The sequence below is a fragment of the Gelidibacter salicanalis genome, assembly GCF_016469035.1.
GTDB classification, from domain to species: domain Bacteria; phylum Bacteroidota; class Bacteroidia; order Flavobacteriales; family Flavobacteriaceae; genus Gelidibacter; species Gelidibacter salicanalis_A.
The window spans coordinates 42,414-63,694 of sequence record NZ_JAEHJZ010000033.1 but is presented as its reverse complement, the minus strand read 5'-3'; the positions used below and the strand labels follow the sequence as shown (position 1 = coordinate 63,694).

Annotated in this window: 19 protein-coding genes and 1 pseudogene; 15 read left to right on the top strand and 5 right to left on the bottom strand. The window is 38.2% G+C overall.

Going from position 1 to position 21,281, the window contains the following annotated elements; translation table 11 throughout:
- Positions 1 to 98 precede the first annotated feature (98 nt).
- The 5 genes and pseudogenes from JEM65_RS13660 (at position 99) to JEM65_RS13640 (ending at position 3,890) form a co-directional block, all read left to right on the top strand.
- Positions 99 to 551 (top strand): DUF1569 domain-containing protein, encoded by a 453-nt coding sequence (locus JEM65_RS13660; RefSeq protein WP_199600531.1) that lies wholly within the window; start codon positions 99 to 101, stop codon positions 549 to 551.
- A gap of 171 nt (positions 552 to 722) precedes the next feature.
- Positions 723 to 1,316 (top strand): FMN-binding negative transcriptional regulator, encoded by a 594-nt coding sequence (locus tag JEM65_RS13655; protein ID WP_199600529.1) that lies wholly within the window; start codon positions 723 to 725, stop codon positions 1,314 to 1,316.
- Positions 1,317 to 1,337: 21 nt separating this feature from the next.
- Positions 1,338 to 2,225 (top strand): annotated as a pseudogene (locus tag JEM65_RS13650) (dienelactone hydrolase family protein).
- A gap of 171 nt (positions 2,226 to 2,396) precedes the next feature.
- Complete coding sequence (locus tag JEM65_RS13645) at positions 2,397 to 3,005, top strand: DJ-1/PfpI family protein (protein ID WP_233530660.1); 609 nt, start codon at positions 2,397 to 2,399, stop codon at positions 3,003 to 3,005.
- Between the two features lie 213 nt (positions 3,006 to 3,218).
- Positions 3,219 to 3,890, top strand: coding sequence for an RluA family pseudouridine synthase (locus JEM65_RS13640; RefSeq protein ID WP_199600527.1), 672 nt, complete (start codon positions 3,219 to 3,221; stop codon positions 3,888 to 3,890).
- An 88-nt stretch (positions 3,891 to 3,978) separates the two neighbouring features.
- On the opposite strand, the gene JEM65_RS13635 is transcribed toward JEM65_RS13640, so the two are convergent.
- Both JEM65_RS13635 and JEM65_RS13630 read right to left on the bottom strand, forming a co-directional pair.
- A complete protein-coding gene (locus tag JEM65_RS13635) occupies positions 3,979 to 5,778 on the bottom strand; it encodes a B12-binding domain-containing radical SAM protein (protein ID WP_233530659.1) in 1,800 nt (599 codons plus the stop codon).
- Between the two features lie 141 nt (positions 5,779 to 5,919).
- Positions 5,920 to 6,843: a mechanosensitive ion channel family protein gene (locus JEM65_RS13630; protein ID WP_199600525.1), complete on the bottom strand. Its 924-nt coding sequence runs from the start codon at positions 6,841 to 6,843 to the stop codon at positions 5,920 to 5,922.
- Between the two features lie 231 nt (positions 6,844 to 7,074).
- On the opposite strand from JEM65_RS13630, the gene JEM65_RS13625 reads away from it, so the two are divergent.
- The 9 genes from JEM65_RS13625 to JEM65_RS13585 all read left to right on the top strand — a co-directional run bounded on the left by JEM65_RS13625 (position 7,075) and on the right by JEM65_RS13585 (position 15,435).
- Positions 7,075 to 8,127, top strand: coding sequence for a flavin monoamine oxidase family protein (locus JEM65_RS13625; protein WP_199600517.1), 1,053 nt, complete (start codon positions 7,075 to 7,077; stop codon positions 8,125 to 8,127).
- Between the two features lie 118 nt (positions 8,128 to 8,245).
- On the top strand, positions 8,246 to 9,811 hold the full coding sequence (locus JEM65_RS13620) for a sulfatase (protein ID WP_262895246.1): 1,566 nt from the start codon (positions 8,246 to 8,248) through the stop codon (positions 9,809 to 9,811).
- A 91-nt stretch (positions 9,812 to 9,902) separates the two neighbouring features.
- Positions 9,903 to 10,463: a GNAT family N-acetyltransferase gene (locus tag JEM65_RS13615; RefSeq protein ID WP_199600510.1), complete on the top strand. Its 561-nt coding sequence runs from the start codon at positions 9,903 to 9,905 to the stop codon at positions 10,461 to 10,463.
- A 198-nt stretch (positions 10,464 to 10,661) separates the two neighbouring features.
- Entirely contained in the window at positions 10,662 to 11,453 is a 792-nt protein-coding gene (locus tag JEM65_RS13610; protein WP_199600508.1) for a YoaK family protein, read from the top strand.
- A 158-nt stretch (positions 11,454 to 11,611) separates the two neighbouring features.
- Positions 11,612 to 11,944: an ArsR/SmtB family transcription factor gene (locus tag JEM65_RS13605; RefSeq protein WP_199600506.1), complete on the top strand. Its 333-nt coding sequence runs from the start codon at positions 11,612 to 11,614 to the stop codon at positions 11,942 to 11,944.
- A 115-nt stretch (positions 11,945 to 12,059) separates the two neighbouring features.
- Positions 12,060 to 12,947, top strand: coding sequence for an arsenite methyltransferase (locus tag JEM65_RS13600; RefSeq protein ID WP_199600504.1), 888 nt, complete (start codon positions 12,060 to 12,062; stop codon positions 12,945 to 12,947).
- Positions 12,948 to 13,045: 98 nt separating this feature from the next.
- Positions 13,046 to 13,825 (top strand): HipA family kinase, encoded by a 780-nt coding sequence (locus JEM65_RS13595; protein WP_199600502.1) that lies wholly within the window; start codon positions 13,046 to 13,048, stop codon positions 13,823 to 13,825.
- A complete protein-coding gene (locus JEM65_RS13590) occupies positions 13,815 to 14,198 on the top strand; it encodes a DUF3037 domain-containing protein (RefSeq protein WP_199600500.1) in 384 nt (127 codons plus the stop codon). The genes JEM65_RS13595 and JEM65_RS13590 overlap by 11 nt, the downstream gene beginning before the upstream one ends.
- A 127-nt stretch (positions 14,199 to 14,325) precedes the next feature.
- Positions 14,326 to 15,435 carry a formylglycine-generating enzyme family protein gene (locus JEM65_RS13585; RefSeq protein WP_199600498.1) on the top strand — a complete coding sequence of 370 codons (1,110 nt, stop codon included), beginning with the start codon at positions 14,326 to 14,328 and terminating at the stop codon, positions 15,433 to 15,435.
- 129 nt (positions 15,436 to 15,564) lie between these two features.
- On the opposite strand, the gene JEM65_RS13580 is transcribed toward JEM65_RS13585, so the two are convergent.
- Genes JEM65_RS13580 through JEM65_RS13570 form a run of 3 tightly spaced genes read right to left on the bottom strand, consistent with a single transcriptional unit; the run spans position 15,565 to position 19,842 of the window.
- Positions 15,565 to 17,175, bottom strand: coding sequence for a beta-N-acetylhexosaminidase (locus JEM65_RS13580; protein WP_199600496.1), 1,611 nt, complete (start codon positions 17,173 to 17,175; stop codon positions 15,565 to 15,567).
- Positions 17,176 to 17,208: 33 nt separating this feature from the next.
- A complete protein-coding gene (locus tag JEM65_RS13575; protein ID WP_199600494.1) occupies positions 17,209 to 18,360 on the bottom strand; it encodes an N-acetylglucosamine-6-phosphate deacetylase in 1,152 nt (383 codons plus the stop codon).
- 3 nt (positions 18,361 to 18,363) lie between these two features.
- The gene (locus JEM65_RS13570; RefSeq protein WP_199600485.1) at positions 18,364 to 19,842 is read right to left on the bottom strand and encodes a sodium:solute symporter family protein; all 1,479 of its coding nucleotides are present in this window, start codon (positions 19,840 to 19,842) and stop codon (positions 18,364 to 18,366) included.
- A 399-nt stretch (positions 19,843 to 20,241) separates the two neighbouring features.
- Between JEM65_RS13570 and JEM65_RS13565 the strand changes: the two genes are divergently transcribed.
- A complete protein-coding gene (locus tag JEM65_RS13565; protein WP_199600483.1) occupies positions 20,242 to 21,267 on the top strand; it encodes a LacI family DNA-binding transcriptional regulator in 1,026 nt (341 codons plus the stop codon).
- Positions 21,268 to 21,281: the final 14 nt, after the last annotated feature.

Sequence of the window (21,281 nt, the reverse complement as noted above, 5' to 3'; positions counted from 1 at the left end):
GACACGCTGATCCTTTTTCATTCAAAAAAGAGAGCATAATGAGAAAATAAAAAGATAAAAATTGTAAATTTCAGAACCAAAACATTAATTGAGATTGTATGCAGACTTTATTTGATCAAAAAGTACATCATGAAGTATTGAGACGTTTAGATAGCCTGACAGAAAACTCAACACCCAATTGGGGGAAAATGGACGTGGCACAAATGGTAAAACATTGTCAAATGCCGCTCCTGGTCGCCACCGGAAAAATGGAATTGACTGAAAAAGTAGGCGTTTTAAAAAAACTCCTGCTTAAGCTTTATAAACCCATCTTGTATAATGACAAACCGTGGCCAGAAAGTGTGACGACGCCTAAAGATTTTTTGGTGACGGAACCACAGGTTTTTGAGCTTGAAAAAGCACATTTGAAAACGATTATTAACGAATTTCACAACAAAGCCTTAAATATGCACTGGCCTAAACATCCGTATTTCGGAAATTTCAGTACAGACCAATGGGGAAAAATGCAATACAAACATTTAGATCATCATTTCAGACAGTTTGGGGTGTAGAGATTCAAGTTTGGAGTTCGGAGTTTAGAAGTTTAGAAGTTTAGAAGTTTAGAAGTTTAGAAGTTTAAGGAGTACTTTAATTATTGAATACTGAAGTTTCGGACTTATTCTTTTGAACTAGTTTAACTATGCATTTAAAAAAATAATATTTGTTTTCGAGGAATTTGATCCATGACACATTATCCACCACAGCACCATCAAGACAACAATCGCGAACACCTGATAGAAGTCATTAACACCTACCCTTTAGCAACGCTTATTTCTGTAAAAGACAACAAACCTTTAATCTCCCATCTGCCTTTAATATATGCTGAAGGCAAGTTAATTGGTCATTTGGACAAGTACAATCCACAAGTGGAGATGCTAAAAGACAATCAGGAGGTTACCGTCATATTTTCTGGTCCGCAATGCTATATTTCTCCAAGTATATATAGCAGCCCGCAATTGCCCACGTGGAATTATATCATGGTACATATTACAGGAAATGTCAAAGAAATTACAAATCCTGAGGTCATCATTCAATCAATGATTGACATGACTTCTTTCTTGGAAGCTCCTGATCACCCTTATACATTAGAACCTGACAATCCACGAATGGCACAATTTATCAGTTATGTGAAAGGCTTTGAAATTGGTATCCATACTTGGGAAGGAAAGTTTAAACTGTCACAGGACAAAAAACCAGCGGATGTTGAACATGCCAGAACTGAATTGATCCGTGCCAATCAGGAAAGTATAAAGACTTTCTTAACCCGTGTTTTTTAATTTCTTAACTTGAAAATAAAAATGGAACCACTTAAAAAAGAAGACATCAGTCCTGAAGTATTTAAGCTGTATGACGACTATGCACATAATAACATTGGACGCCGTTAATTTGTTGAAAAACTCTCTGTATATGCCATTGGCGGTATTACCATAGGATCTCTGTTGAGTTTTATGGCGCCCAACTATATTGACACCATGATAGTACCTGCTAACCATCCAAGATTGGAGTCTGAATATATTACTTACAATTCTCCTAAAGGCGGTGGTTCAATAAGGGGCTTACTTTCAAAACCCAACAACGAGACTGGCCAATTGCCGGGTGTCATTGTGGTTCATGAAAACAGAGGTCTTAACCCTTATATTGAAGATGTTGGGAGACGTACAGCTTTAGATGGGTTTATAAGTTTGGCACCAGATGCCTTAACTCCTTTAGGAGGTTACCCAGGAAATGATGACGACGGGAGAGAATTACAAAAAAAGCGAGACCGCAATGACATGCTGGAAGACTTTATTGCAGCATTCCATTATTTAAAGGCTCATCCCGATTGCAATGGCAACATTGGGGTTGTTGGCTTTTGTTTTGGTGGATGGATTTCCAATATGATGGCTGTAAAAGTACCCGATTTGAAGGCTGCAGTTCCTTTTTATGGCGGACAACCTACAGCTGAAGAAACAGCCCAAATAAAGGCATCATTGTTAATCCATTATGCTGAATTGGACACACGGGTCAACGAAGGTTGGCCAGACTATGAAAAGGCGCTTATAGCGAACAACATAGCATACACTGTTCATTTTTATGAGGCTGCCAACCATGGTTTTCACAATAACACCACTCCTCGTTATGATAAGGAAGCTGCACAATTAGCGTGGACACGTACGATAGCGTTCTTTAAAGAAAAGCTTGTTTAACACTCTTAAAACTAATGAAATTAGTCAGATTACTCCCTTTCACAATGCTACTCTTCTGCTTCAGTTGCAACTCTGACAAGGCGAAGACAGAGCCTATACAAAAAACTCCTGTTGAATCTCAAACAGCATCAGACACGCTTTCAAAACATTTAAAAGACCTTTAATTCCGAATTGCCTACCATTGGATTATTGATGTATAATGGGGTGCTTCAAAGCGAAGTGATTACCACGTCAGATGTTTTTTCGAAACCAAGCGAAACTGGAAACCAGTTGTTCAATGTGATTACGATTGCTGAAAGGGAACATCCCATTACAACCGAAGAAGGCATGCGTTTTGTGCCAGATTACACCTTTAAGAATTGTCCACAATTAACTGCGTTGTTTGTCCCGAGTGCTTATGATATGTATGCACAAGTACATAACCCAAAGATCATTGAGTTTATTAAAGAGAAAAATAAAGAAACGCTATATACGGTCAGCAATTGTGCGGGTGCGCAACTTATTGGCACTTCAGGAATTGCGGATGGCCATAAAATTGTAACATGGATTGGTGGCGGAGAACAGTTACAAAAAGACTACCCTAATTTAAAAGTACAGGACGATAGTGTCGTCACGTTTGTAGAAGATGAAAAGTTCAGTTCTTCCAATGGTAATTTAGCGAGTTATATAACTGCCTTACAGCTTTTGGAAAAAACTACCAGTGTGGAACATAGAAAGTTTGTGGAGTCTTACTTGTACTTAGACCGGTTACAGGATTGGAAAGCTGAAGAGATGAACTGACGACTTTTAATTCACACCAACTCCACTCACGCCTCCATCACTAGATTTTGATAAACTTATAAATAAAATCGCTTGCCCATACATAAGTAGCAGTCGGATAAAAAGTAATATTTTTGCCGCCTTAAACCCTCAAGTTAATGCGCCGTAAAGATCGTACTTCTTGAAAAATTGTGGTAAAGAACTAATAAAACAATAGCCCCTAAAACATACTGAATGCAGAACCTTGACATAGTACATGAAAACAACGATTACATAGTGGTAAATAAAACCGCAGGACTTATAAGTGAAAAAAGCTCTTATGAGGATTGCACTGTAGAAACTCAAGTTCTTGATCATCTTTTAAAAAACAAACCAAAACCCTATATTGGTGTCATTCATAGATTAGATCGCGTAACTAGCGGCGTCTTGATTTTTGCCAAGAAAAAAAGTACGCTTGTAGCGTTCAATAATTTATTTAGTAGCCGTCAAGTTCAAAAAACGTACTTGGCCATAGTTAAAGACAAACCAGCAAAGACAAAAGCAACCTTAACTAATTTTCTCGTCAAAAACAATCTTGAAAAAAGAGCGGATATTGTTCAATCTAAATCAAAAGAGGCTCAAGAATGTAGTCTTTCCTACCAAGTCATAGGCGAAAACGATTTTGGTTACTTGCTGGAAATAAAACCTAAAACAGGTCGGTTCCATCAAATTAGAGCGCAGTTGGCACATATAGGATTGCCGATTATTGGCGATGAAAAATACGGTTCTGATCAGGCCTATTTACCTTTGTCCATCTGCCTTCATGCCTCCCAAATAACCTATCAACTTTCTGATTCTGAAGCACCCCAAACGTTTGAAGCACCCCTCCCAAAAAATGATTTCTGGACTTTTAAAACACGTGAGTAATCACGTACTTTATTCGACAGCTGCTACTTTAGGAGCTAAAAAACTTTGGATTAAATCTTCCGGATGACTGGTTATGGGAACCGGAAAGTCAAACCAATTTTGAAGGGTCTTGGCTGAACCCAGCATTATTTAAATAATTATGCAGCGCCAGATTTAATCCAGTGGTGTATTTTGGATGATCAGCACCTTGAGGATCTTTGTGGTGCAGATCATTTTGGGCAAACCCCTCAAATTCAGGCCCCGTTATAAGGATGCCGAAGTCCTGAGGGTTTTGACCAATCGGACTATGGATCGTAGTCGTAAATTGATGCCAATAGGCGGACTGAATGCAATTTCGCTCAAACAACTGTCTCACAACTTCTAAAGAATCAATGGTTTCTTGCGCGTTTTGAGTCGGGAAACCATACATTAAATAAGCATGAACCATAACATTGGCTTCGGAGAAATTGTGCGTTACTCTAGTAACTTGTGCAATATCAACACCTTTTTTCATCTTCGCCAATAATCTATCTGAAGCAACTTCCAATCCACCAGTTACCGCTATACATCCTGATTTTGCCATGAGTTGACATAGTTCCGCATCAAAGGTTTTTTCGAATCTGATGTTGGTCCACCAAGTAATGCTCAGGTTACGTTCTATCAATTCCTTGGATAAGGCTCTTAACATTTTGGGCGGTGCTGCTTCGTCGACAAAATGGAAACCGGTAATGCCTGTATCTTTAATAATTTTTTCAATTTTATTGACCAAATCGACTGCCGTGGTGTTTTGGTAATTACTGATATAATCTAAGTGGACATCGCAAAACGAACACTGTTTCCAATAACAGCCATGAGAAATGGTCATTTTATTCCATCTGGCATCGGTCCACATCCGATGCATTGGGTTGACAACATCTAAAAAGGACACAAACTTGTCATAAGGCAAACCAGAATAATTAGGGGCTGGTAAGTTTTTATGGTGGTAAATGGTGTTGGGTAATTTGTTCTTATAAACCACCAGATCGTTTTCTAGGACGTAGGTACGTTCAAGTTCATCAAGCCCCACCTGACCTTCCATGTACCTGACCAATTTTAGCAGTGGTCCTTCGCCATCATCCAACGAAATAAAATCTACGAATTCAAAAATTCTAGAATCTTTTAATGAACGCAACTCGGTGTTGCAATAGCCACCACCAAACGCTACCGAAATCTCCGGAAAAAGCTGTTTAATAAACTGAGAGCAACGTAAAGCCGCAAATAAATTGCCCGGAAAAGGTATGGTAAAACACACCAAATTAGGTTGATGTTCTTCAATCTGCTCCACCAGAATATCCAACATGCATTCTTCAATAAGTGTCGGCTGGTAACTCAAAAAATCATCCAATTGATCAAAACTACTGGCCGAAGTGGCAATTTGCTCAGCATATTTAGTAAATGCAAAAAACTCATCGACATTCGCTTGAATGAAATCGCCAATTTCTTCAATAAAAAGTGTGGCATAATGCTTTGCTTTATCAATAATCCCTAAATCTCCTACTGCCCATGTAATATCAGTATTCACCTTTTCCAACCGATGTCCCATCGGTAGAAAACCGGTCTCTAAAATCTGATGTGCGGTCTTCATATTCTCCTTTTGAAGAAAACCAATCACCACATCAACTCTTGAGATATACAAGGCTTTCATACTACTAACCTTAGGATAATGAAAATTATTTAAGGCTTTCGCTTCTCTAAACATGGCACGCAAAAAATTACTCGTAAAAATAGAGGTAAACAACTCTATGCTTAAATCACAGTGTGCAACAGCAATCTCATGTTCTTCCAAAAATCCTTTCAGATAGGCCGATGCCGGATAAGCTGTGTTTAACTGCGTAAATGGCGGGGTTATAAAAAGGATTTTTGATTGCATCTTGCAAAGATATACATTGTACTTCTACAGTTTTATAAATTGCAAAACATAATTGTCCGATAAAGAATTAAGATCCTGCCTCGCCGGCAGAGAGTAAAGACATAATTACAACTAACTGAGAAACAATCATAAAACTCCATTTTAACGTCGTGCCCCTTCAGGAAATTGCACCTTATCTGGCGCAGCATTGAGCATAGGCAATACCGTTTTTAAGATACGATTACGTCTTTCAGTAGTGTCTTTTGGTTCTACGGGATAGGAAATAACCGCTTCCATCCAGGCAAATTCATTATTTCTAAAATATACGGCGGGTTTCCAATGTTCATAATTACGCTCTGCAATTTGGGGGTAACGTTTGTTGAAGTCTTCCTTAGACGCTTCTAATAAACAGGTTTCCACATACTGTAAATCAGAAGTATATGCCACTTGAATCGCAGTTTCATTCCATATAAAAGGAATTTGCGGACCAGAATAATTAATGACTTCCTCCCTTAAAATCATACTGTTGGGAAATCGGATGACGCGTCCACTCGACCTGTCATTCCCCAAATAATCACCACTACACTCCAAAATTGAGGTATCCAAATAACTAATTTCCACCACATCGCCACGAAAACCTTTAATTTGAATTCGATCGCCCACCAAATAAGAACGTCTCAAAATCAAATACATCCAAGCAATAAAAGAAGCTATAGGGGCTTGCAAGGCGAAACCTATAACTAAGGAAATCAATCCAAAACTTACCGCCGCCGCATATAAATTTTGAAACACGAATGAGGTGACCACGATTAAACTGAATACAATGGATAGAAATCTGATGATGCGCAGAAGATTGTAGCGGTCACCTTCAAGATAGTCTTGAGTGCTCACAAACTTGGCAATGATGCGACTCATCAAGAATATTAAAGCGATTAAGAACAAGCTCAAACTCAATTTTTTTATAATAGGGACGTATTCATCCCATCGGTCGAAAAATGTCAAATCCATCACATAATGTAGGGCAACCAACAAGGCCACTATAATTCCGTAAATCGCGATCCAACGATTGTTCTTTTGGCTTTTCATATAAAACTTCTACTTTGACTTGTGAAAATAACACTTCTGACGAACATAATGAAACACTTAGTATCTTTAAGATCTTTTAATACAGCAACTCGCCTTTTATTAAAACAATTGGAAATTATTCAGGCTATTTCTATAAAGCAGATTACCTTTACTTGTATATTTTTAAACACCTTATTTTACTCACTGAAGTGCCGTTTTTTTTCCAAATAACACTTCATTATTCTTTAATAAATGATCATTATAATTGGAGCAGGCCTATCGGGTCTTTTAACTGCTTATCGCTTAAAAATTGCTGGCATTCCGTTCAAAATACTCGAAGCAAGAGAACGCATCGGTGGCCGAATCCATACCGTTTTTGGAACAAAAAACACACCTGTTGAAATGGGCGCTACCTGGTTTGGCGCTTACCACACACATTTAATGGCACTATTGCAAGAATTAGATGTACACTATTACGAGCAATATATGGAAGGAACCGTTTTTTTTCAGCCTTTCTCCACCTCCCCTGCTCAATCGATGCAACTACCAAGTCAACAAGCGAGCTACAGAATCTCTAGTGGCACCTCCCACCTGATTGATATATTATACAAAAAGTTAGATCCGGAAGATGTCTTGTGCCATCAGTCGGTAAAAGCCATCACATTCCAAAACAATGCTGTCATAGTTAAAGCAACTGATGTTTTTGAACCCAGCCATGTAGTCCTAGCCATTCCTCCCAAATTGTGGTCAAAAAAGATTGTTTTTACGCCCACTTTACCAGATCAATTAAAGCATATCGCACAACATACGCATACCTGGATGGAAGATTCCATAAAAGTGGCAGTTACCTATGCTGAACCCTTTTGGCGACAAAAACAGATTTCAGGCACCTTATTCAGCAATACCGGACCTATAACAGAGTTTTATGACCATTGCAACCGGGGCGTTTCTACCTTTGCGCTTTGTGGATTTATCAATTCATCGTTTAAACATCTCAGCACTGTAGAACGGCGCGCCAAAGTTGTGACGCAGATCACGACTGTTTTCGGCAGGCAGGCAGAAGAATTCATGGATTATAAAGAATGTATTTGGAGTGAGGAAGCGGACACTTTTGAGGTGTCGGAGACTCCACTCTTTCCGCATCAGAACAATGGGCATCCAATATTTGGCAACTCGTTTTATGATGACCGATTATTTATTTCTAGCGCTGAAGCCTCTTCTGAATTTCCAGGCTATATGGATGGTGCGGTACATAGCGGGAATACGACCGCCAAAAAACTAATTGACCTTGTACAATCAGTTTAGTGGCGTCGGTAAACATGCAGCTCTCAAAAATCTTAATTAACCACTTGGCTATCAGAATAATTCTTATTTTAGCGTTTAATCAAATACATCTACGATTATTAGCGACATTCTCTTGAATATGACATTAAATTTTCCAAATCTAGCATCGAAAAATACACATCAAATCCCACTGAAAATTTTAATTATTGCAGTGTTCACGATATGTTGTGCAAACCCTTTACTATCTCAAGACAAAGATCATAGCGAGCCGAACATCATTGTCTTTCTAGTTGATGATATGGGATTAATGGATACTTCCGTTCCATTTTTGACGGATTATAATGGGAATTTGATAAAATATCCTCTAAATGATTATTACCAAACACCCAACATGGAGAAATTGGCCGCACAAGGCTCACGTTTCACTAATTTTTATGCACATTCCGTTTGTTCTCCTTCTCGAACTTCTATACTCACGGGGCAAAATTCCGCACGACATGGGGTTACCAATTGGGTCAATCCGGAAAGCAATAATCGTACGGCGCTTGGACCAACCAATTGGAATTGGAAAGGACTTGACAAATCATCGGTCACACTGCCACGGCTACTTCAGGAAAAAGGCTACAAAACAATACATGTGGGGAAGGCACATTTTGGACCTTTAAACAGTGATGGCCAGGATCCTACTAATATAGGATTTGATGTAAATATTGGCGGTAGCGCTATTGGTCAACCAGGAAGTTATCTTGGTACTGAGGCTTACGGACATACTGGTGGTGATAAACACAGAGCGGTACCAGGATTAGAAAAATATCATGGTAAAGAAGTTTTTTTAACTGAAGCCTTAACCCTAGAGGCTAATATGGCCATAACTCAGGCAACGGAAGAAGGCAAACCTTTTTATTTAAACATGTGGCATTATGCTGTACATGCCCCATTTTATTCAGATCCGCGTTTTAAAGATCATTATATAAATTCTGGGAAATCTGAAAGTGCCCAAGCTTATGCCACCCTAATTGAAGGAATAGATAAATCCTTGGGAGACATTATACAGCATGTAAAAGAGTTGGGCTTAGGAGAAAACACCTTAATCTTATTTTTGGGCGATAATGGTAGTGATGCACCTTTACCTATTATTGACAATTATAGCAGTGCTGCCCCTTTAAAAGGAAAAAAGGGAAATCATTGGGAAGGTGGAATGCGAGTGCCTTTTATCGCCTCGTGGATTACACCTAATGCCCATCAAAACTCACAAATGGCGCTTCCCATAGCTCAAAATGCAATTCAAGAACAACTAGGTTCAATTCTTGATATCTTTCCAACCTTAAGTAAAATTACCGGTATTAAGTCTCCGAAAGACCACATTCTAGACGGTTTTGATCTTCATGATCAGTTAAATGGCAAACCTAATCTAGAACGTGATGAACTATTTCTAAATCATTTTCCCCATGACCACCGCAGCAGCTATTTTACGAGTTTGGTAAAGTCAGATTGGAAAATCATCTACCATTATCAATCTGAAGAACAACCACTTTATGAACTCTTCAACTTAAAAAATGATCCGTTTGAAACGACAAATGTGGCTCGTGAGCATCCAGAACAACTCAAGTTAATGATGACCAGTTTGTCCAACGAATTGGCACAAAAGAATGCGCTTTACCCTGAAAAAGATAAAATACCGCTGAAACTGATCATGCCAAAATAATGATCGACATCATAGAGGCTGTGATTTTAATTGCTGGTTAATATTTGGTCATTGAATTAGTAGTTATCAATTCAGTCTAAAATGCTCAGTAATGATTATAAGAAAAGCCAATATCACCGATACTGTTTGCATAGCCAATTATCTCTTATTGGCCATGGAAGATATAATTTTTGAATTTATTGGTCAACATAATTCTGAAACCGCAAGACGTTTTTTACTGCATTTTGTTCAAACGGAAGACAATCAATATTCCTACAAAAACTGTTTTTTAGCCGAAGAGAATAATCAGGTAATTGCTGCCATCAATATCTATGACGGCGCAAAACTCAAACAGTTGAGAGCGCCTATTGTCCAATACATCAACATCCATTTTTCAAAAAATTTCAATCCAGAAGATGAAACTCAAGCTGGAGAGTATTATATAGACTCTTTTGGCGTGAACCCAGCACATCAAGGCAATGGTATTGGCACTATCATGTTAAAGCACGTTATTAATATCTACGTGCGTCAACGCAAACAGACTATTGGCCTATTGGTAGATGAAGACAACCCTAATGCTAGACGGTTGTATTTAAAACTAGGATTCCAACCCGTTGGGGTTAAAACATTGGTTGGCAAAAAGATGGTTCACCTGCAAATAAACCCAGACTAAATAGCATTTAATAAGAGAATGATTCCGTATAAAACATCCAAAATTTTTATTATTCCTTAAATTAGGAAACCTCTAACATATGTCCAAGATGAACATTGAAAGTGCTTTTAAAGTGACGCCAGAAAACCACTTCCTTAATCACACCACCCATTATAGAAACTTAAGTAATTAACTAATTCTTAACCAAAGAACACTTTCATGTTTAGACACCAAGGCAAAAGCAGAACCCTAAAACACAATTTACGCATTGCTACCATTTTATCGTTTGTTGCCGGCATTGTAAATGTTACAGGTTTCTTAGCATTCCAAGAATTGACTACGCATGTCACCGGGCATTTTGCCTTATTTATTAGAGATGTTGCGGACTTCAAACTGTGGCAAGGCACCATCTATTTTTTGTATATCTTCTCCTTCCTCTTCGGGTCTTTTTTTTCAAGTATCTTAATCGAACAGTATAAAGAGAATAAAAAATTAAATGTGTTTGTATTACCTACACTTGTGGAGTGTGCGATTTTAATTGGTGTGGCGGTCTTCAGTAATTTTGATCAAATGTTAGCGCCTCGTCTCACCGTATGCCTATTACTTTTTGCTATGGGATTGCAAAACTCCTTTGTCACTAAAATCTCCAATGCAGTGGTCAGAACCACCCACCTCACAGGATTATTTACAGATTTAGGCATTGAATTGTCCCAACTATTCTTTCCTAAATCCCATCCTAACAGGAAAAAATTAAAGGCTACCATAAAACTTCGGTTATTTATAATTTGCTTCTTTTTCATGGGTGGTATCATAGGAGGATTCATGTATTCAACACTTCATTTAAAACTGAATACCCTTCTTTTTGGAGCGTTAATTTTAATTGTGAGTCTCTTTTTTGACGATTTTAGACTCAAATTAATTACCATCAAAAGACGCTACAGACGTGAAAACAAATTGGCCACCGCCCCAAAAAGGAAGGTCAAACAACGGTTTTATAATAAAAAGTCATAACAATTTTCATCTGCGTCATACACCCATAATGACCGTACCCAATTAGATATCAATAATTAATCATCATTTGATGGCTTAACTTATGAGAATTAATAGAAAGATTATTTTGATATGTTTTTAATTCATCGTAATATTGCAATGAAACAATCAAACAGACTATGGGCATCTCTAAAACAGAAATCTTTACGGACCAACAAAACGAAATTTCAGTATTCGCTAAAGTTTTTGGTCATCCTGCCAGAGTGGCAATCTTGCAGCACTTATTCAAAATTGACACCTGTGTTTGTGGAGATTTAGTAAACGAAATTGGGCTAGCGCAACCTACCATTTCCCAGCACTTGAAAGAGTTAAAACATTTGGGACTAATTAAAGGAAGCATTGAAGGCACCCGTGTGTGTTACTGTATAGATGCCGACAATTGGACTAAGATGAAACACATCATGCAGGAATTCTTAGACCAAGATGTCTCTGCTAAAGCAGATTGCTGTTAAACGAAAGGTTAATGAACAACCTCGACCCAAGGGTACGAGGTATCAAGTAGAGGTTCCTTTTTTATTTCGACGCAGAGCGTNNGAGTTTCACTAATTTAATCAACATAAAATTAAAATGAAAAAAGCACAAGAATTAAAAGACATCGTCAAGGAACGTTACGCCAAAATTGCAGAACAAGGGAAAGCTGAAAATGCTGCATCTTGTTGTGGCGCGACTACGCCCTCAAATAAAATTTACAATATTATGATGGATGACTATTCTGAAACCAAAGGCTATAATGAAGATGCCGATTTGGGATTGGGATGCGGACTTCCAACGCAGTTTGCGAAAATTAAAAAAGGAGATACTGTTATCGACCTTGGTTCAGGGGCAGGTAATGACTGCTTTGTTGCACGTCATGAAACTGGTGTGGAAGGGAAAGTTATCGGTATAGATTTTACGCCGATAATGATTGAAAAGGCACGCATTAACGCAGAAAAATTGGGTTATAATAATATCGAATTTAGAGAGGGTGATATTGATGCCATGCCAGTAAGTGATGCTATTGCAGACGTGATTGTCAGTAATTGCGTCCTGAATCTTGTTCCTGATAAGGCCCTCGTAATTAAAGAAATTCACCGTGTATTAAAACCGGGTGGTCACTTTAGCATCTCTGATATTGTATTGGTGGGCGATCTTCCTGAAGCACTGAAAAATGATGCCGAAATGTATGCAGGTTGTGTAGCAGGCGCCATTCAGAGATCAGCTTATCTTAAAATGATCACAGATCAAGGTTTTCAAAATGTCACTATACAAAAAGAGAAACCTATTACGATTCCTGAGGATATTCTTAATAAATATCTTTCGGAAGACGGCATAAAGACCTTCAACACCGCAGCCACCGGCATTTTTAGCATTACAGTGTATGCCGAAAAAGAAGGTACGGCATTACATAAACCAAAACTGAAATTTTCTGAGCTTTCAGAAGGCTCAGCTTGCAAGCCAGAGACTGGTTGTTGCTAAAATAAAAAAATGATTGCTTTGGGCACTATAAAAAACTGATCTTATTTTATACCTTTTATGGTGCCTGAGCAATTGACATTTTTAGTACCTTCGTGCTTATGAATGCACTTGATATTCGCACCGTAGATGTGGTGCAATATGTTACCCCTTTACGCGAAGGCGGCTCTTTGCCCGCCATTGTTAAAGCCAACGACGGCTTTTTATATGTCCTAAAATTTCGGGGCGCCGGACAAGGCAAAAAAGCATTAATCGCCGAATTTATTGGAGGCGAATTAGCAAGGGCCATCGGACTAAAAGTTCCGGAAGTCGTTTTTATGAATCTGGATAATTCGTTCAGTAAAACAGAGCCCGACGAAGAAATTCAAGATTTATTAAAGTTTAGCGTGGGTCTTAATTTGGGATTACACTTTCTGTCTGGAGCCATCACCATAGATCCATTGGTCACAAAAATTGACGGTCTCATCGCTTCCAAAGTGGTATTATTAGACAGTATCATCAGTAATATTGACCGAACCCAAAAAAATCCGAACTTGCTCTTTTGGAACAAGGAGTTATGGATCATCGATAATGGCGCCAGTTTTTACTTTCATCATAATTGGCCAACGTGGGAAAATCATTTGATCAGGACCTTTCCACTTATAAAAGATCATGTGTTGTTGGCTCAAGCCACACAATTACCTGCAGCCGCCAAGAGTATTGAACTAACCCTAGACAGTACTACTATTGAGGGCATTATAGAAAGCATTCCTGAGGATTGGTTGATAAATGAAGCAGACACCATATCTCCTGAGGAGATCAGAACAGCTTACATGCGTTACCTGACCACGAAACTATCAATGATTGACATTTTAGCAAAAGAAGCGCAAGATGCAAGATAAAGTCACTTATGAATATGCCATTATTAGGGTTGTTCCCAAAGTAGAACGTGAAGAATTCTTTAATGTGGGCGTGCTCCTTTTTTCTAAGCGAAAAAATTATTTGGGGGTCAAATATAAAATTGACAAAAAAAAGCTGGAGGCTTTTTCGGAGGATTTAGATATTCAGATGTTAAAAGACCATTTGGAAGCTTGGCAAAACATATGTGAAGGCACTGCTGACAGCGGGACTATTGGGCAACTTGAAGTCTCTGACCGTTTTAGATGGTTGGCCGCATGTAGAAGTACAATCATTCAAAGCTCCAAAACACATTCAGGCTTATGTATGGATCCAGAACAAGAATTGGAATACCTATTTGAAACCTTCGTTTTATAATCTCACTTTTATCACCGACTACGTCTTTTAGGTTGGACGGTTCTAAGCACTTGAATTGAAAATTATTTAGGTAAATTTATCGTTCTAAATTTTACACGAATCAATTTATTTGCAGAAATCAAACGCTATGCACATCCCAATCCAAATCCTAACCCTATCTTTTACGCTCATACTCCTCTTTCTTGTCAGCTGTAAAAATCCTGCATCTGAAAAAAAAGATACTAGCATTAAAACTCCAACGCATGTGTTATTAAAGGAGAAGCCCGATACTATTAAAACGCCAAAAGGTATGGTTTGGGTAGAGGGAAAAACATTCACACAAGGTGCTAAACCGGGTGATGCTTATGCGATGCCAAGAGAACAGCCTGCACATGAAGTAACGGTAGATGGATTTTTTATGGATCTTACGGAAGTGACCAATACACAGTTCAAAGATTTTGTTGATGCTACAGGCTACATTACCATTGCTGAACGTCCAATAGATTGGGAAGTGATGAAACATGATCTTCCTGAGGGGACTCCTAAACCCGCAGATAGTATTTTACAACCGGGAAGTTTAATCTTTAATAAACATCTTGATGCGGTTGCAAACATGCACAACTACCAACAATGGTGGACCTGGAAAATTGGCGCCAATTGGAAACATCCAGAAGGACCCGAAAGTACAATTGAAGGTAAGGACAATTATCCTGTGGTGCATATTGCCTATGATGATGCCCTGGCGTATTGCAAATGGGCGAATAGGCGTTTACCTACGGAAGCCGAATGGGAATCTGCAGCACAAGGCACTAATACCAATTCAATTTACACTTGGGGCAGCGATGCCAGTCCACTTAATGCCTCGGCAAATACCTGGCAAGGCACCTTTCCTGTAAAAAATGAAAGTGAAGATGGTTTTGCACTTATCGCCCCGATAAAATCCTATCCGCCTAATAGCATAGGAATTTATGATATGCTCGGTAATGTTTGGGAATTAACTCAAGATTGGTTTAATGAAGGCTATTACAAGCAAATAGACACCAGTAAATTGATCATCAACCCCAGAGGAGCGAAAACTGCTCACAGCCCCAACAACCCCTACCAAAAGGAACACGTTATAAAAGGAGGCTCATTTTTATGTCATGACTCCTATTGCGCAAGTTTCAGAATTTCAGCACGTATGAGTACAAGTATAGATTCTGGGTCTGACCATGTCGGATTTAGGACGGTAATTACTGTGGAAATGCTTGATAAATAAAAAATGTATGGGCCTAAAAAAGGATTACAACTTAGAATTATAAAGTTGTAATCCCTTTATTCTTTTTTGGTGTTCCTAAGAAGGATATTTATACAGAATTATCCCAACTGGTAAAGACTGATAATAAAATTAATCAAATCCTTCATGATAATTTATTCCAGAAAGCTCCCATCGTTTTTCAAGTTTTACAAGAGCTTGAATAAAATTTTCGTAATTCTTATTTGATTTCATTGTCCAGCCTACCTCAGCATAAGCTGCTATTCTAGGATAAACTTGATTTTCCATTTGTTTCACCTCGGGGATCCATTCACTCCACATTTGACAGCCAAGTCCTAATATTTTATCATGATATTCTTCTTCTAATCCTTCTGGTATCGGATCAAAAGAGTACGCCTTAGATAACCGAAGAGACTTATAATCATAATCCAAATAGGTCATGGAGTGTAAAGAATTTACAACATCATGTCCATTGATAACGGCTTTTTTGATGAGGTCGAGACTTCCTTTCCAAAAATGAATAATAGCTGTTTCGGATAATTTCTCATTAACATTCATATTGGAACCTTCGTCCCATTCATGAACCTGATCACCAAGTACTTCATTCCAGCCCATCATCCGATGTCCATGAGATTCTACAAAATTGGATATTTGATTGGTAAAGAATATTTGAAGGTCAGCGGGAGATTTCAGTCCCTCTTTTTTGATTTTGTTTTGTATTTCTTTAGAGTTCTCCCAAGTTCCAAACCGTACTTCATCTCCACCTATATGTACAATTTTACTTGGAAAGAGTTCAAAGACTTCGCTGAGTACATCTGTCAGAAATTCATATACTTTATCATCTGAAATATTGAAAGAGTCGTCCAGTTTACCAAAAGTCACAGAAACGTCTTTTGTTGTCCCTAAAACTCCAAGCCATGGATATGAAGCAATGGCAGCTGTTGCATGACCCGGCATTTCAATTTCAGGGATGATTTGAATATGTCTTTCCTGAGCATATTGGATTATATCCTTAATTTGCTCTTGTGTATAAAAACCTTCGTGAGGCGCACCAACGCGCTCTGGGCTTTTTCTACTGGATTGGGTATCCAATCTATGACTTCCAATTTCAGTGAGTTTGGGATATTTTTTTATTTCTATTCGCCAACCTTGATCATCGGTGAGGTGCCAATGGAAGACGTTCATTTTAAGCAGCGCCATTTGATCCAATAAATCTTTAACGGCAGCAACACCTTTAAAATGGCGTGATTCATCCAGCATAAAAGCCCTCCAAGAAAACCGAGGTTTATCTTTTAATTCCACGCCAGGAATCTCTAGAGATTTATTTGAATAGATTTGAGTTTCAAAATCACTGGGCAATAGCTGTCGGAAGGATTGGATGCCATAAAACAAGCCAGTTTCTGTAGCAGCTTCAATCTTGACATTATTGGAAGTGGTCTTTAAGTGATAGCCCTCTTTCCCTAGTTCTGCTTTCAAGTTAGCGCTCAACACCAATTCAATACCGTTCCCTTTTTTTTTGTGCTTTGGTTTTCGATAAAATCCCTTTTCTAGAAAAGCAGATAAAAATTTTACAGAATTATCAGTTTTACCGCTGGCTATGATTGCAGTTTTATAATTCAGAGTAAATACATTTTCTCCTATGTTTATCTCCATCGGTTGCGGGATAATATCCACTTGCGCTTTTAGTGATGTCACAAAAATCATTATCACTACCCCTAAATATTTCGCTTTCAAATAATTCATATTTTGACGTTTTTTTGTTTCAAATGTTGGCGCTTAATCCAGCGCTGAATAAACCAGTTTCCCACTTTTAATAGTTTTAACGATTCTTAAATTATTATTTTCATTTTTAAAGATCACGAGATCGGCTCGGCGTCCAACCTCTAAATCATTGTGGACTTTTCCAAAAAGCGCAACCGTCGGTTTTATGGAGGCCATATTCCAGGCCTCAGATAATGGCAAGATATGCTTTGCGACCAATTGATTAACGCACCAAAGTAAGGATTGGGCAGAACCAGCAAGCACAGTAGGACTATCTTTCATGTATAATTTCCCTGAATGATCCAATACAACATCGCCACCAATGTGACCAGTATATGAACCGTTAGGCAGATCGGCATAAGAAGTTGCATCGCTCACCAAAATGCTCTTGTTCGGTTTTGTTCTTAAGAAAATCTTTAGCAACGCATCGGGCAAATGAAAGCCGTCCGCAATCAATGTGGACCAAAGCGCATCAGAAGCTAATTGTTCCCACAAATAATTCACATGCCGAGGGAGCATCGCATGTGATGCATTTCCTAAGTGGGTAGACATCGTAGCTCCCGCTTCAATGGCTTGATTAATTTGATGCGGACTTGCAGCAGTATGTCCAATAGAAACAATCACGCCAGTATCTGTGCAACGTTTAATAAAATCGGTCGCTTCTGGCCATTCGGGAGATAAAGTTATGATGCGTATTCTACCTCCAGCAGCTTTTTGCCATTTTTCAAATAACTCCCAATTAGGCTTTTTTATATATTGTTTCGGATGTGCACCTCTGGGTCCATCCTCGAGCGATAGAAAAGGCCCTTCAAGATGAATGCCCCCAATGCAGTCGTTGACTTCTGTATTACTCTCACAAGCCAAAGAAATGACTTTTATCAAGGAGACGGTAGCCTCGTCACTATTGGTTATAATTGTCGGAAAAAATGTAGTGATTCCCTTTCCAAATAGTGTTTGGGTGAGCTTATACACATCAGCAACCTCCAATCCTACTTTGTTAAAATCAATCCCTTTAAATCCATTAATTTGAAGATCAACTAAACCTGGAGCTATATAATAGTGTGTATCCTCAAATGCGATACATCCTGAAATATCATGAATGCAGTCTTCGTTTACTTCAACGCGAATAGGTTTACCTGTTCTATAATCCAATGCTTTCAGTATCATATCTTAACTCTTTATTTTATTCGATAAGTTAAAATGCAAGTCAGTAACTTTTTCTGGAACCGGCTTCTTGTTAAATAATCCTATGACTACAAAAAGAATCAAAGAAGCCATAATCGGTGCCCCCATTTCAAAAGCAAGTGATTTTTCCTCTACCAATTTAAGAATAATAAAAACCGATAAGCCACCAATTATTGATCCAATAGCCGCAGTACTTCCACTTTTTTTGAATATAGGAAGAAGTCCAAGGATCATAGGTACTGAGATTGGACCAAGTAAGGCAGCAAACCATGTTACAATCAAACCAAAAATACCCCCAAATTTGCTGGCATTTAACCCTACGAGGATGGTAATGAGCGTAAAGCAGAATGTGGTGATTCTTGCGAGTCTGAGTTCTTTCTTTCTGGACAGATTTTGAAATTTAGGGAAGAGTTTAGGCAAAATATCTCTACAGATAACCGCGGAAACCGTATTCGAATCTGACGCGGTCATAGATAGGGTATTAGCAAACATAGAGGCAAGGACGAGACCAAGCAATCCTGCAGGTAAAAACTTCCTCGCCATCATACCATATGACAACGTAGGATCCGCAAGTGAATCAAAAAACAGAGGTGCAGCAAACATTGGATAAAGCAACACCAAAGGCCATATCAGGTATAAAATGGACGATAAAACTCCAGCTTTTTTCGCAACTTTTGCAGAAGATGAAGAAATAAAACGAGTAGCCAGATTCCATGTACCCCCACTATAACTAAAGAAATTAATTAATAGCATGGTAAATGCAAAAGTGATAGTATAAGGATCATTGAAAAAACTTGAATTTCCTTCGGGAAGTTTCTCCCAGATTGTAAATATGTTTGCAACACCACCTTCCAAGTTCATAACAATGACTATGAACATGGTAATTCCTGCAATCAATTGGACTACAAATTGAGCAAAATCATTCCATACATCGGCCCAAAGCCCACCTATAGTAATGTAAATTAAGGATACCGCACCAACCAGTAAAATCCCAAAAGTGATTGAAGCACCACTAAACACATTTAATAAAACTGCAATTGCCGCAAGTTTTCCGCCCGTATCAAACACCTTAATAATTGATCCTGTCCACGCAATAAGTTGTTGCGTCTGAACATTGTATCTCACAAGTAGATATTCAGTAGGAGATTGAATGTTTGAAAACTTCCGCAAACGCGCCCATCTTGGAGCAATATAAAATGCCGCCAACAGAGTAGCAATAGAAACCGTAAATGCCCACCAAACATACAGTGTAAAGCCATGCGTATAGGCAATCCCTGCGTAGGCCACAAAAACAGCGCCGCTATAACCAGAAACGTGATGTGAAATTCCAGAAAGCCACCAGGGCAACTTCCCTCCCGCCGTATAAAAGTCAGCTGAATTTTTAACTCGTGAATATGCCCACAATCCAATGGATAAAAGCATGGTAAAATAGAGGACTAAAACGAACCAATCGAGTAATTGCATTGAAATCTATGTTTTTAAAATTATGGGTTTTTAATAACCTATAAATAAAATCGAAAGATAAAGTTCTAATTTTATTTCCAGATTATATCTTTCAACCGCTTTTTTACGCTGAGGAGACACTAACAATCGTGTTGTGAAATTAAAATAGATATAGCCAAACCACAATAAATTAAATTCAGGTTTAGTCAAATCTACTTTATTTTTATTTTTTATGCAAACGTTTGCATCTCTAATTTTATTGATAATCTGTTTTTATTCTGATATTTTTTATAATTTCGCTTTATTATTTTGATTACTTTGTTTGATAGGCAGCTCTTTATACGCCTTCCTTTGTTTGTGAAAGATTTACATTCGAGAATTGTGTAGTAAAAGAATGTGTAAACGCTTGACTAAGATACCATGAAAAATCGAAGGATTACTTTAAAAGATTTGGCTAAAGACCTGAACTTATCGGCTTCTACGATTTCAAGAGCCTTAGACAATCATCCTGCCATTAGCGAATCAACAAAAAAATTGGTTAAAAAGAAGGCCGAGAAATTAGGCTTTATCCCAAATTCCATTGCCTCGAGTTTTAGAACGAACAAAACTAAATCCATTGGAATTATTGTTCCTAGAATTGATATTCACTTTCATTCCCTGGTAATTAGTGGTATAGAAGATTATGCTTATAAAAATGAATATAATGTTACCATTTTTCAGTCTAAAGATTGTCTTAAAAGAGAAAAAGAAATCGTCAAAATCCTTCAAAACAGAATGGTGGATGGCGTTATTGCCTGCTTAAGTATTGAAACCAAAAAATGCGATCATTTTAAGAAATTTGAAAAATTAGGTGTGCCCCTAGTTTTTTATGATCGGGTGCCCACCGATTTCGATGCCAACAAAATAATTATCAATGATTTCGAATCTGCATTTACTGCAACAGAACATTTGATCGCCTCCGGATGTAAGCGGATTGGCCATATTGCAGGAAGCCAAAAAACCAACATTTTCAAAGCTCGTTTGGAAGGTTTTAAAGCAGCACTCGTGAAACATAACCTGCCCATACAGGAAGATTTCATTTTACACACAAAAAATCTTGGTTATGAGGAGGGTGTTACTTGTGCAAATAGGTTTTTAGAACTTCCAGAATTACCAGATGGTATTTTTTGCGCCAATGATTATACCGCAGTGAGTCTTATCCAAGTTTTTAGAAAGGCCGATATAAAAATCCCACAACAGGTGGCTATTGTGGGGTTTAGTAATTATCCGATATCCAAGATTATCGAGCCTCATTTAACGACCATTAATGACTGTGCTTTCCAAATGGGGGAATCATCCGCCAAACTGCTCATCCGTCAAATTGAAGATAAAGATGATTCTGTAAATTCAGAAACCATCACTATAAGAACTGAGTTAATTGTTCGAGAATCTACTAAAAGAGCTTAACTAGGTAACTGTTT